This window comes from Duganella paludis, from assembly GCF_054461335.1.
On the sequence record NZ_CM136922.1, the window covers coordinates 5,772,338 to 5,785,071 of the forward strand.

Below are 12,734 nucleotides of genomic sequence, written 5' to 3' on the forward strand. Positions count from 1 at the left end.
CAGGCGCGGGAGGTCCCCGCCTGGCGGCTGTTGTAACTTTTACGCCTGGGCTTCTTCGCCCAGCTTGCCGGCGCGGAAGTCTTCGACGGCGGCGAAGATTTCGGCTTGGGTGTTCATCACGAACGGGCCGTACTGCGCAATCGGCTCGTTCAGCGGCTGGCCGGCGATCAGGATGAAGCGGCTGGCTTCGTCCGTGCTCACCACCACGCCATCCGCACCCTTGGTGTTGGCCAGGATCGCCATGCGGCCCGATGCCACCGCCTTGCCGTCCACATTCACCGATCCGCGATAGGTGAAGATGAAGGCGTTGTGACCTTCCGGCAGCACCTGGCTGAAGCTGGCGCCGGCCGGCAGATGCACATCCAGGTACAGCGGCTCGGTGACTTCGCGCTGCACGGCGCCATCCACACCGTGGCTACGGCCTGCAATCACTTTGACCGCCGCGCCTTGCTCGGTGTCGAACACCGGTACATCGGCGCCGTTGAAGTCGCGATACCACGGGTCGCGCAGCTTGTCCTTGGCGGGCAGGTTAAGCCACAGCTGGAAGCCTTCCATCACGCCGTCTTCCTGCTCCGGCATTTCGGAGTGGATCACGCCACGGCCGGCCGTCATCCATTGCACGCCGCCGTTGGTCAGCAGGCCTTCGTTGCCGGCGCTGTCCTTGTGGCGCATGCGGCCTTCGATCATGTAGGTCACCGTTTCGAAGCCGCGATGCGGGTGGCTAGGGAAACCGGCGATGTAATCGTTGGCCTGGTCGCTGCCGAAGTTATCGAGCATCAGGAACGGATCGAGGCGGCGTTGCAGCGTTTGCGTCAGCACGCGGTTGATCTTCACGCCGGCGCCATCCATGACGGCCTGGCCGGTGATGATGCGTTCAACACTGCGTGCGTTCGATACTTGATCACTTACTTTGGCATTTACTTGCACATTCATGGCGTTCTCCAGTTTCTAAAATTTATACCAGTACTGCGTTGATCTCCGCTTCCGCCTGGGCTTGCGCCTTGGCGACGGCTTCCGGACCCATGCCCAGGCCTTCGGCAAACACATACTGCACATCGGTCAGGCCGACAAAGCTCAGGAACATCTTGATGTGCGCCAGTTGCGTATCGGTCGGTCCATCACGGTGCAGGCCGCCACGCGACAGGGTCACGTAGACTTTTTTGCCGGTCAGCAGGCCAATCGGGCCGGTTGGGCCGTACTTGAAGGTCACGCCGGCGCGGGCAATCGCGTCGAACCAGGTTTTCAGCTGGGCGGTGATGCCGAAGTTGTAGGTCGGCGCACCGATCACGATCACGTCTGCCGCTTGCACTTGGGCGATCAGGGCGTCGTCCTGCGCTACGCGGGCGGCTTGCTCGGCGCTGCGTTGCTCAGCCGGGGTGAACAGCGCTTGCAGCGCGGTTTCGTCCAGCACTGGGTGTGGATCGGCAGCCAGGTCGCGGCGGGTCAGGGTGGCGCCGGTGTTGGCGGCGGTGATTTTGGCTACCAGGGCATCGGCCAGACGGGTCGATTCGGAACCGGTGCTGCGGGCGCTGGAATTGATTTGCAGGATGTTCATGGCGTTGCTCCTAAAAAGTTGTGTGATGTGCTGCGTCGATGGAGTAACTTTAATCGTTTCAAAACCAATGCGGAAGACGCTAAAATGGATAACATTAATCCACTGATGGAACAATCCTATGGAAATCGACCCTGGCGACCTGCTTTTGTTCGCGCGCATTGTTGAATGCGGGAGTTTCAGCCTGGCGGCGGAGCGGGTGCAACTGCCGAAATCCACCGTCTCGCGGCGTATCACGCTGCTGGAAGGGAAATTGGGCGAGCGCCTGCTCCAGCGCACCACGCGCAAGCTGGTGCTGACCGAGTTTGGCGCCAGCCTGCTGGAGCACGCGCGCAAGGTGGCCGACGAGACCGAGGCGGCCGGCGCGCTGGCGCAGCACCGGCAGGGCGCGCCCAGCGGCTTGTTGCGGGTGTCGATGCCGGCCGACTTCGCCAATGTGGCCACCAGCGCGGTGCTGGCCGCGTTCCTGAACCGCTACCCGGCGATTTCGCTGGAGCTGGACTTGTCGCCGCGCCGGGTGGATCTGGTGGCGGAGGGCTTCGACCTGGCGATCCGCATGGGCAATCTGCCGGACGACGCTACGTTGGCGGCGCGGCGCATCACCTTCAGTTCGCTGGCGTTGTATGCCTCGCCCATGTACACCAATTTCCGCGGCCTGCCCGAGCATCCCGACGATTTGTTCAAGCACGATTTGCTGAGTTTGCCGCCGCGCCTGAACGGGCTGATACGCTGGCATCTGCTGCGCGGCAAAACCTCGTGGGAGCGCGAGTTGCCGGTGCGCTTGCTGGCGAATTCGCCGGAGCTGCTGGTGCGCATGGCGGCCACCGGCATCGGTATCGGCGCGTCGACCGAGGCGATTGCGCGGCCGTATTTGACGACGGGAGAGTTGGTGCGAGTGCTGCCCGAGTGGAGCTTCCCGCAGGTGACGGGCTGGGCGGTGTTCCCGGGACGGCGGCTGATGCCGGCCAAGACCCGGGTGTTTATCGATGCGCTGGAGGCGGCCTTTGCGACCGGGGCGCCGGCCGGGATGTGATTACTTCAGCTGCGCCATTTCCTCGCCCAGCTGGACGGGGGCGGCGGCTTGCCATGCGGGATTGAACTTCAGCACATCCTTCTGGAACAGCATCACCACGGTGGAGCCGAGCAGGAAGCGGCCCAGTTCATCGCCTTTTTTCAGTACGATGTTCTGGTCGGCGTAGGTCCATTCGGTGACTTGCGGCAGGCGCGGCGGATTGACCACGCCGTGCCACACGGTGGCCATGCTGCCGACGATGGTGGCGCCGACCAGCGTCATCACGAACGGGCCGTGGGCGGTGTCGAATACGCAGACCACGCGTTCGTTGCGGGCGAACAGGCCCGGGATGCCGCGCGCGGTGGTCGGGTTGACCGAGAACAGTTCGCCTGGCACGTAGATCATGCGGGTCAGTTTGCCGTCGATCGGCATGTGGATGCGGTGGTAGTCGCGCGGGCTCAGGTAGAGGTTGGCGAAGCTGCCGTGCTGGAACTGCGCGGCCAGTTGGGCGTCGCCGCCGACCAGCGCGGTGGTGCTGAACTGGTGGCCCTTGGCCTGGAAGATCTGGTCGTCGTCGATATCGCCGAACTGGCTGATGCGGCCGTCGACCGGGCAGACGTAGGCGGCGTCGGCCAACGGACGCGCGTCCGGCCGCAGGGCTCGGGTAAAGAATTCGTTAAAGCTTTTGTAATTGGCGATATTCGGATCGAGCGCCTCGTCCATATTGACGTTGTAGCGCCCCACGAACCAGCGGATCAGGCGCGTCGTGTTATTGCCCCACTTGGAGCCGGCCACCCAGCCCGCGAAATTAGTCAGCGCGCTCTTCGGGAGCAAATATTGCGGCAAAACAGCTAAACGGTCGGACACGATAACAATCCATACAAATTAACGATCGCGCATTATAGCGTTGTATGGCCGGAAAACTGCAATTTCACGCCTTTCGAACAACGGCGCAAATGATCACCACATTTTCTTAGGTATAGCCGAATACCTTGTACAGCTGTGCGGATGGAGCCGGGAAAATGAATTGATGCAATTCATTCCCTCCTGGGAATGTGTCTGATCCAGTTAAGGCTATCGGCTCCCAGCCGAATTGACTAATAAATTCCTCCCAGCTGTACTGCTGTGAAGTAATTTTTCTCAGTCCCTCGAAAACCTCAATGGATGCGACGCTACCCAAGTCAGCCAAGCTGTCTCGGAAGCGGCGGTCGCTTTCGAAGTCGAATTTAACCAAGGCCGTTTTTGATCTTTTGTTTCAATGACGCGATTTCGTTAGCGAAATCTTCTTCTGTCGCCGGCTTTATCTTGCCAGAAGCGAGGACTTTCTTGTGGTAGCTTAGGTCAAAGCCTGGTGGAAGTTCTGGCCTGTCCATCTGGGCGCCGCCCAGGATGGCGGGGCGGTCGTTGGTGAGGTAGGGTTGTTCGGTATTGACGGGCGCGGTATTGAGTTTGCGGTTCATGGCGGGCCTCCTGGATGTTCGATTATGCGCGTTTTTTTACACGCGGGTTTGATCTGGCATAATCCACGCTAACTCATCCTACAACTGACCCTTATTCGTATGAAGCCTGCCATCGCCCTCGCCGTGTTGTCTGTGTGTGCCGTTGCCCGAGCCGAGGTGGAGCGGCCTAAAGAGGCAGAAATGCAGAAGGTGGAGGTGAAGGGCTCGGCCGCGAAATATGATGCGCGCCGCGATGATACCGCTAGCAAGACGGTAGTCAGCGCCGAGGAAATCCAGAAATACGGCGATACTTCGGTCAACGATGTGCTCAAGCGCTTGCCCGGCATTACCGTCGGCGGCGCTGCCGGCCGTCCCGGCGGCGAGATCCGCATGCGCGGCCTCGGTGCCGGCTACACCCAGATCCTGATCAACGGCGAACGCGCACCGGCCGGCTTCTCCATCGACAGCCTGGCGCCGGACGTCATCGAACGCATCGAGGTGCTGCGCGCCGCCAGCGCGGAATTTAGCACCCAGTCCATCGCCGGCACCATCAATATCGTGTTGAAGAAGGCGCTCAAATCGGCCCAGCGCGAAGTCAAATTCAGCCAGGCCAAGGGCAGCAAGTCCAGCTCGCCGAGCGTGAGTTTGCAGATGTCGGACAAGGGCGTCGGCACTTCGTACTCGCTGGGCGCCAACGCCTGGCGCTTCATGTCCAACCGCATGACGCCCACCTGGGAAACCGGCGCCGACGGCGACGGCGTGCCCAACCTCTCACGCGCCTCCACCTGGCAGGACCAGGGACACGGCCAGGGCTTCAACCTGTCGCCGCGCATCAACTGGAACCTGGAGAACGGCGACACCGTCACCTCGCAAAGCTTCCTGAACTGGAACACCTTCGCCAGCAACAGCCACGGCCGCACGACCACCGAGTTCGGCGCCGGTCCGGACTACGACCGCAGCGACAACACCTACAGCAATCACAACGGCTTCGGCCGCACCGACCTGAACTGGGTGCACAAGCTGGGGCAGGGCGCCAAGCTGGACTTGAAGGCCGCCTATAGCATGGCGCGCAGCACCGCCGATTCGCTGCAGTTCGCCGGCAGCAACGGCTTGCCCGCCACCTTGCTGCGCACCGTGCACGGCGAAAGCCAGGAGCAGGGCTGGAGCACGCAGGGTAAATACTCGCTGCCATACACCTTCAGCAAGCCGGCCGAAGGCGAGCCCGAAGCCACCGAGCACGCCTTGTCCATGGGCTGGGACGCCGGCATCACCGACCGCGACGACAGCCGCGTCCAGCGCGACGCCGACCTGCCCGGCAGCTCGCCGATGAACAGCGACGAAGGCTTCACCGCCAAGGTCACGCGCCTGGCGCTGTACGGCCAGGACGAGTGGAACATCACGCCGCGCTGGTCGATCTACACCGGCGTGCGCTGGGAAGGCCTGGAAACGCGCGCCGACGGCGGCGCCATCGACGCCGTGCAAAACCGCTCCAGCGTATTCAGCCCGATCATGCAGACGCTGTTCAAGCTGCCCAACAAAAAAGACCAGGTGCGCCTGGCCGTGACCCGCACCTACAAGGCGCCATCCACCGCCACGCTGATTCCGCGCAAATTCAGCTCGATCAACAACAGCCCGACCGAGCCGGACCGTCGCGGCAATCCGGACCTGAAGCCGGAACTGGCGCTGGGCCTGGACGCTTCCTTCGAACATTACTGGGGCGACGGCGGCCTGCTGAGCGCCAGCGCCTCCGTGCGCCGCATCCAGAACTACACCCACCAAGGCTTACTGTACGAAGACCAGCGCTGGATCTCGACCTCCATCAACGATGGCCGCGCCGAAACCCGTGGCATCGAGCTGGAAGCCAAGTTCCCGGTCAGCGCGCTGATGGACGACGCGCCCAAGCTGGACCTGCGCGCCAGCATCAGCCGCAACTGGTCGCGGGTGGACATCGTGCCCGGTCCGGACAACCGCCTGGACCAGCAAGTACCGCTCAGCGCCACCCTCGGCGTCGACTACAAGACGCCGGACGGCCAGGTCAGCACCGGCAGCAGCTTCAGCTTCCGCAACGGCGGCCTGGCCCGCCTGAGCGGCACCCAGGGCGGTTACACCTCGGTGCGCCGCGACCTGGATGTGTACGCCTTGTGGAAGCTCGACCAGCAAAACAGCCTGCGCGTGGCGGTGTCCAATCTGTTGGCCCAGGACTACACCACCGAGAGCCTGTACAGCGACGCCAACGGCTCGCTCAACCGCATGACCGTGGCCGGCGGCGAAACCCAGCTGCGAGTAACGGTAGAGGCCCGCTTCTGACGATGGTATGATTTCCACGGTGAACTCTCTTGCCGTGGGAATATTCTGAAAACCACCGACGCAACCGATATTCTCCAGCCCGACGATGCAAGCCTGCGTCTGGCGCTGGCCGAGGTGCGGGATCTACAGCGCACCGTGGTGGCGCTGCGCGCGGAATTGGAGCTATCGCAGCAGGAAGGCCAGCGGCAGGTGCAGGACGCCGTTTCGGCCGCCCAGGGCGACATCCTGCAACTGCGCGACACCATCGTCGCCCTGCGGCTGAGCCTGGAGCGCGCGGCACAGGAGCGCATCGATGCGCTGCAGTCCGCCTCCGCCGCCCACCACGCCGAAATCGCCCAGCTGCAAGACACCATCCGCGCCATGCGCACCGCGCTGGAGTCCAAACCATGACCACCGGCGAGCAGCCCGCCGCCAGTGCCCAGCGCAAGCGACTGCGCCAGGTGGAGCTGCTGCTGGAAGTGTCGCGTCGCATGGCCGCCTACGATACGCTGGATGAAATCCTCACCGCCCTGGTCGAGGTCACCACCGAAGAGCTGGACGCCGAGCGCGGCACGCTGTTCCTCAACGATGCCGAAACCGGCGAACTGTTCTCCCGCGTCGCCCAGGGCAATATCCAGCGCGAGATCCGTTTCCTCAATCACACCGGCATTGCCGGCCACGTGTTCACCACCGGCGAGGCGGTGGTCATCTCCGACGCCTACGCCGATGCGCGCTTCAATCGCTCCATCGACGAACAGACCGGCTTCGTCACCCGCAACATCCTGTGCGTGCCGATCAAGACCGTGAAGGGCGAGGTCATCGGCGTATCGCAAACGCTCAACAAGCGGCGCGGCAAGTTCACGCGTGGCGATCTGGAACTGCTGGAAGCGCTGACCACGCAGGGCACGCTGGCGCTGCAAAGCGCGCGCTTCCTGGAAAGCATGAAAAAGATCCGCCGCCAGGAGATGGAATTCATCGACGTGGTGTCGGAGGTGACCGCCGACATCAAGCTTGGCTCGCTGCTGCAAAAGGTGATGGGCGAAGCCACGCGCCTGCTCAACGCCGAGCGCTCCACGCTGTTCCTCAACGACGAGAAGACCGGCGAGTTGTGGTCGGAGGTGGGGCAGGGCCTGGAGTCGCTGCAGATCCGGTTGCCCAACAACGCCGGCATCGCCGGCGCGGTGTTCACCTCGGGCAAAACCATCAACATTCCCTATGCCTATGCCGACCTGCGTTTCAATCCGGCCTTCGACAAGCGCACCGGCTACTTCACGCGCTCCATCCTTTGCGTGCCCATCGTCAACAAGGCCGGCAAGATCATCGGCGTGACGCAGGTGCTGAACAAGCGCGGCGGGCCGTTCAGCGCGGAGGACGAATCGCGCCTGCGCGCCTTCACCGCGCAGATTTCCATCGCGCTGGAGAACGCCAAGTTGTTTGCCGACGTCCAGCAGATGAAGAACTACACCGAGGCCATGCTGGAGTCGATGTCGAACGGCGTGATCACGCTCGATAGCCAGGAAAAAATCGTCACCTGCAACGAGGCCGGGCTGCGCATCCTGCGCACCGGCGCGGCCGGTATCATCGGCCGCGCGGCGGGCGAGTTCTTCGGCGCCGCCAATAGCTGGATGATGGACAAGTTGCGTCAGGTGGAAGTCAACGAGGCGGCCGAGCACCTGATGGACGTGGAACTGGTGCTGGGCGAGGACACCCGCTCGGTCAACCTCAGCGTGCAGCCGCTATTGTCGATGGAAAAGAAACGCATAGGCTGGATGCTGATGATCGAGGATATTTCCAGCGAAAAGCGGCTGCGTTCGACCATGTCGCGTTATATGGACCCCGGCATTGCCGATCAGATGGTGGCCAATGGCGCGGAAATGCTCGGCGGTAAAAATGTATTGGCCACCATTCTTTTCTCGGATATACGCAGCTTTACCACGATAACCGAGCAATTGGGCGCGCAGGGCACCGTCTCCATGCTGAATGATTATTTCACGCTGATGGTCGACTGTATTCAGCGTGAGGAGGGCATGCTCGATAAATTCATCGGCGACGCCATCATGGCCGCCTTCGGCATTCCAGTCGGCCATGAAGACGATCCCGACCGCGCGGTGCGCACCGCCATTGCCATGGTGAACGAATTGCGGAGTTGGAACCAGATGCGCGCGGGCGAGGGAAAACCGCCGGTGGAGATCGGTATCGGATTAAATACGGATCAGGTCGTTTCCGGGAATATCGGCTCGAAAAAGCGCATGGATTACACCATCATCGGCGATGGCGTAAATCTGGCGGCGCGGCTGGAGTCGGCCTGCAAGCAATATGGCGCGCGCATCCTGATCAGCGAATTTACCTACCGGGCGCTGCGCGGCACCTACCGCACGCGCGAGGTCGATATTGTGGTGGTCAAGGGAAAAACCCGGCCGGTCTCGATTTATGAAGTGCTCGATTATCACACCGACGACAGTTATCCGTCTCTGCAGGAGGCCATGGGCCTGTTCCGCAGCGGGCTGCAGAGCTACCGCAAGCGCAACTGGGGCGGCGCCTGCCGGGTGTTCGAGGAAGTGGTGGCCTTGAACCCGCGCGACCAGGTGGCGCAGCTGTATGTGGAGCGCTGCCGGCATATGGCGGTCAATCCGCCGCCGGAGGATTGGGACGGCACGTTTATCATGGAATCGAAGTGAATGCGGGCTGTTGCGAGTTAATCAGCGGAGAGTATCTCCTATTAGAAACGGTCTTATATATTCATCCAAACAGTTGTGGAAAATATCCGTTTTCATCGCTATATTGATATTTGTTAGGATATATCTGGAGTGTGGCCGCCAAGTTATGGTAAATTGCGGCTATCAAATGTCACACAATGTCACTAGTGGTATTTTTTAGAATCCAACCTATCGCACAGAGGAATTACGATGACGACTTACCAGGAATACAAAGCGAAGATCGCTGAACTGGAGAATCTGGCCGAATCCGCCCGCAAAAATGAAATCACGCAGGCGAAAGAGAAAGTCACGGCTATCATGCGTGAATATGGTCTGACCATTGCGGATCTGGGCGGTGTAGCCAAGGTGAAAACGTCCAAGCCACGCGCTCCGGTGCCAACCAAATACCGCGACGACGCGACCGGCCAAACCTGGACCGGCCGTGGCCGTGCACCAAAATGGCTCGAAGGCAAGAACAAAGACGATTATCTGATTAAGTAATCAGGTCTTCAAAAAGCCGGCGTTTGGGTTATCTCTGATAACCCGGCGCCGGCTTTTTCATTGGCGGCGCATATACTCGGTCGGCGACTATTTTTCTACCAGTCACGAGACGAGTTCATCTGTTTCATGAGATGATAGCGAAATGCCATCGATCCCCCTTTTTCCACTGAAAACGATCCTGTTTCCGGACGGCCATCTGCCTTTGCAGGTGTTTGAAGTACGCTACCTTGATCTGGTGAAGCGCTGCATCGCCAAGGGCGAAGAGTTCGGCGTGGTATCGCTGCTCGACGGCAGCGAAATCCGCGTGCCGGACCAGCAGGAAACGCTGTCGGCCGCCGGCACCATGGCGCGCATCCTCGACTGGAGCGCGCCGCTGCCGGGCCTGTTGCAGATTTCCTGCATCGGCACCACGCGCTTCCAGGTGAAGTCGGCCGAGCAGCTCAAGCATGGCTTGTGGATGGCCGAGGTGGAAGAGGTGGCCGAAGACATGGTGGTGCCGATTCCGACCGAGCAGCAGGACGTGGCCAACGCCCTCGGCGCCCTGATCCGCTCGCTGCAGAAGAAACAGATTTCTACCGCGAATATGTCGCTGGCGCCGCCTTACCGGCTGGACGAAGCTGGCTGGGTCGCCAACCGCTGGTGCGAGTTGCTGCGGCTGGACATGGAAGAAAAGCAGCGCCTGCTGCTGCAGGAAAATCCCGTGCTGCGGCTGGAGCTGGTGCAGGACGTGCTCAGCGAGAACGGCCTGCTCGACCTCTGATCCGCTTCAATCGGCGTGCGCTTCGCTGGGATCTTCCAGCGCGTGCACGCGCACCGACCACATCACGCCCGCCACCAGCAGCACCATGGCCGCGATCTCCAGCGCGCGCGGCAGCTGCTGCTTGTAGATAAAGCCGTACAGCAGCGCGAACAGCGTTTCGAACAGGATCAGCTGGCCGGACAAGGTCAGCGGCACCTTGCGGCTGGCGACATTCCACAAATGGTTGCCGATCACCGAGGCGCCCAACGCCAGCAGCGCATTGACGATCCAGAACACTGTCCAGTCGCGGCCGCTGGCAACGCCGGGCGCGCCGGTTACGTCGGCATGGAACACCGCAAACGCCACCAGTGCGATCACCAGCGCGATCAGGCCGCTGGACACGCCGTACAGGGCCGACCACTCGCCGCTGCTGAAATGCGGATTGCGCTTGAGATAGCGCGCATTGTCGACCGAGTACCAGGTCCAGCACACCAGCGCGCCGGCGGCGCAGGCCACGCCGAGCAGCTTGCTGGCCAACGGCATGCCGGTGCCTGCGTCGTGGGTGAACACGTCGACATTGATGCAGGCGATGCCGGCCGCGACCAGCAGCAGCGGCAGCATCAATTGCTTGAGCGGCACCGAGCCGTGGTCCTTGTGGCCCATCAGCGTGACCGAAATCGGCAGCACGCCGATGATCAGCGAGGTGGCGGCCACGCCGGCGAATTTCACGCCCAGGGCCAGCAGCATGTAGTAGACGATATTGCCGGCCAACGCGTGCTTGACCATGGCGATGATGTCATCGCGGTCGAGCCGGCGTAGTAGCGGCGCCAGGCGCGTGCCCATCAGCGCGGCGGCGATCAGGCCGTAGGCGATGTAGCGGCCGCAGGCCATCTCCAGCGGCGTGAACGAACTCAGGAACACCGGCGTGATAAACACCATGCCCCACATGGCTCCCGCCAGCAAACCGCACATCACGCCTTGCCACATATTGTTATTCCCAATAAAGAGTGCTGAGCCAGCCCAGCGCGGCCAGGTTGGCCGCCACGCTGCACCAGAAGGCGATTTGAAAAGAAGTCTTGATCGTTTTATGCCGCAGCAGGCGCTGCGCCAGCAGGCCGCCGGGCCAGCCGCAGAACAGGCCCAGCAGGAGCAGGGTGCGCTCCGGGATGCGCCGGCGTTGCTGCACCGCCGCCGACTTGTCCATGGCGTAGGCGGTGAAGCAGGCCACGCTGGCGGCGCCGTAGAGCGACGCCAGCCAGAGCATGGTGAGGCTGATCAGAAGTAGCTCAGGCCGAGCGCGGCCTTGACTTCATCGGCGGTCTTGGCCGCCACTTCGCGCGCCTGCATGGTGCCTTCCTTCAGCATCTGCATGATGTAGCCCTTGTCCTTGGCCAGTTCCTCGCGGCGCGCGCGGATCGGCGCCAGCATTTCCTGCAGCACCACTTCCAGGCGTTTCTTGACGATGGAGTCGCCCAGGCCGCCGCGCACGTAGTGGGCTTTCATTTCTTCCAGCTTGTCTTTTTCCGGGTCGAAGGCATCCAGGTAGATGAAGGCGACGTTGCCTTCCAGGTGGCCGGGATCTTCCACGCGCAGGTGCAGCGGGTCGGTGTAGACCTTTTTCACGGCGGCCGTGATTTCGGCGGCGGTGGCGCCCAGGTTGATGGTGTTGCCCAGCGACTTGCTCATCTTGGCCTTGCCGTCGATGCCCGGCAGGCGGCCGATGTCCGGCACCAGCGCCTTGCACTCGACCAGGATTTCCTTGTCGACGAGGCGGTTGAAGCGGCGCACGATTTCGTTGGTCTGCTCGATCATCGGGATCTGGTCTTCACCGACCGGCACCAGCGAGGCCTTGAAGGCCGAGATGTCGGCCGCCTGCGAGGCAGGGTAGGTCAGGAAGCCGGCCGGGATGTCGCGCTCGAAGCCGCGCAGCACGATTTCGGCCTTGACGGTCGGGTTGCGCTCCAGGCGGGCCACGGTCACCAGGTTCAGGTAGTAGAAGGTCAGCTCGGCCAGTTCCGGGATCTGCGACTGGATCAGGATGGTCGACTTGGCCGGATCGATGCCGACGGCCAGGTAGTCCAGCGCCACTTCGACGACGTTGCGGTGCACCTTGCCGGTGTCTTCCATGTTGTCGGTCAGGGCCTGGGAATCGGCCAGCATGATGAACTGCTTGTATTCGTGCTGATACGCCACGCGGTTGCGCAGGCTGCCGACAAAGTGGCCGAGGTGCAGCGGGCCGGTCGGGCGGTCGCCGGTCAGGATGACGGCGGGGCCTTTGGCGGCGGTGGGTGCGGCGGCGGTTTGTGGTTGGTCAGGCAGACTCATCAGGGTTCCTTGGGTTTGCTATTGCTTGCCCCGGTCCGATGCGTGGAAATAAAAACGCCACCAGACGAGGGCGGCGTTGATAAAAATATCACATCACTATGAATAAACAGTGGCCGCTCGCGCTAGGAGCGGCGCCAATACGTGCAAGCGTGAAGTGGGGCATAAAAAATCATGGCCGTATGGT

13 protein-coding genes are annotated in these 12,734 nt (G+C 62.0%); 6 read left to right on the plus strand and 7 right to left on the minus strand.

Going from position 1 to position 12,734, the window contains the following annotated elements:
- Positions 1-39: 39 nt before the first annotated feature.
- Positions 40-933 (minus strand): pirin family protein, encoded by an 894-nt coding sequence (locus ACXZ1M_RS25580; protein ID WP_459050406.1) that lies wholly within the window; start codon positions 931-933, stop codon positions 40-42.
- Between the two features lie 22 nt (positions 934-955).
- Positions 956-1,555 carry an FMN-dependent NADH-azoreductase gene (locus tag ACXZ1M_RS25585; RefSeq protein WP_459050407.1) on the minus strand — a complete coding sequence of 200 codons (600 nt, stop codon included), beginning with the start codon at positions 1,553-1,555 and terminating at the stop codon, positions 956-958.
- A gap of 118 nt (positions 1,556-1,673) precedes the next feature.
- Between ACXZ1M_RS25585 and ACXZ1M_RS25590 the strand changes: the two genes are divergently transcribed.
- Positions 1,674-2,585: a LysR family transcriptional regulator gene (locus tag ACXZ1M_RS25590; RefSeq protein ID WP_459050408.1), complete on the plus strand. Its 912-nt coding sequence runs from the start codon at positions 1,674-1,676 to the stop codon at positions 2,583-2,585.
- Here the strand turns inward: ACXZ1M_RS25590 and asd are convergent, their stop codons facing one another.
- Both asd and ACXZ1M_RS25600 read right to left on the minus strand, forming a co-directional pair.
- Positions 2,586-3,431, minus strand: a complete 846-nt coding sequence (gene asd / locus ACXZ1M_RS25595; protein ID WP_459050409.1) for an archaetidylserine decarboxylase — start codon at positions 3,429-3,431, stop codon at positions 2,586-2,588.
- Between the two features lie 359 nt (positions 3,432-3,790).
- Positions 3,791-4,024 (minus strand): hypothetical protein, encoded by a 234-nt coding sequence (locus ACXZ1M_RS25600; protein WP_459050410.1) that lies wholly within the window; start codon positions 4,022-4,024, stop codon positions 3,791-3,793.
- A 180-nt stretch (positions 4,025-4,204) separates the two neighbouring features.
- Between ACXZ1M_RS25600 and ACXZ1M_RS25605 the strand changes: the two genes are divergently transcribed.
- The 5 genes from ACXZ1M_RS25605 to ACXZ1M_RS25625 all read left to right on the plus strand — a co-directional run bounded on the left by ACXZ1M_RS25605 (position 4,205) and on the right by ACXZ1M_RS25625 (position 10,246).
- On the plus strand, positions 4,205-6,310 hold the full coding sequence (locus ACXZ1M_RS25605; protein WP_459050411.1) for a TonB-dependent receptor plug domain-containing protein: 2,106 nt from the start codon (positions 4,205-4,207) through the stop codon (positions 6,308-6,310).
- Between the two features lie 114 nt (positions 6,311-6,424).
- The gene (locus ACXZ1M_RS25610; protein ID WP_459050412.1) at positions 6,425-6,700 is read left to right on the plus strand and encodes a hypothetical protein; all 276 of its coding nucleotides are present in this window, start codon (positions 6,425-6,427) and stop codon (positions 6,698-6,700) included.
- The gene (locus ACXZ1M_RS25615; RefSeq protein ID WP_459050413.1) at positions 6,697-8,967 is read left to right on the plus strand and encodes a GAF domain-containing protein; all 2,271 of its coding nucleotides are present in this window, start codon (positions 6,697-6,699) and stop codon (positions 8,965-8,967) included. The genes ACXZ1M_RS25610 and ACXZ1M_RS25615 overlap by 4 nt, the downstream gene beginning before the upstream one ends.
- 228 nt (positions 8,968-9,195) lie before the next feature.
- Positions 9,196-9,486, plus strand: a complete 291-nt coding sequence (locus ACXZ1M_RS25620; RefSeq protein ID WP_459050414.1) for an H-NS histone family protein — start codon at positions 9,196-9,198, stop codon at positions 9,484-9,486.
- 142 nt (positions 9,487-9,628) lie between these two features.
- Positions 9,629-10,246, plus strand: a complete 618-nt coding sequence (locus ACXZ1M_RS25625) for an LON peptidase substrate-binding domain-containing protein (RefSeq protein ID WP_459050415.1) — start codon at positions 9,629-9,631, stop codon at positions 10,244-10,246.
- 6 nt (positions 10,247-10,252) lie between these two features.
- Here ACXZ1M_RS25625 and ACXZ1M_RS25630 read toward each other — a convergent pair whose 3' ends face one another.
- From ACXZ1M_RS25630 to trpS, 3 genes are read right to left on the minus strand one after another with little or no spacing between them, the layout of a single operon-like run.
- Complete coding sequence (locus ACXZ1M_RS25630) at positions 10,253-11,212, minus strand: DMT family transporter (protein ID WP_459050416.1); 960 nt, start codon at positions 11,210-11,212, stop codon at positions 10,253-10,255.
- Between the two features lie 4 nt (positions 11,213-11,216).
- Positions 11,217-11,489 carry a DUF1294 domain-containing protein gene (locus tag ACXZ1M_RS25635; RefSeq protein WP_459050417.1) on the minus strand — a complete coding sequence of 91 codons (273 nt, stop codon included), beginning with the start codon at positions 11,487-11,489 and terminating at the stop codon, positions 11,217-11,219.
- Positions 11,490-11,500: 11 nt separating this feature from the next.
- On the minus strand, positions 11,501-12,550 hold the full coding sequence (gene trpS, locus ACXZ1M_RS25640; RefSeq protein WP_459050418.1) for a tryptophan--tRNA ligase: 1,050 nt from the start codon (positions 12,548-12,550) through the stop codon (positions 11,501-11,503).
- Positions 12,551-12,734 lie beyond the last annotated feature (184 nt).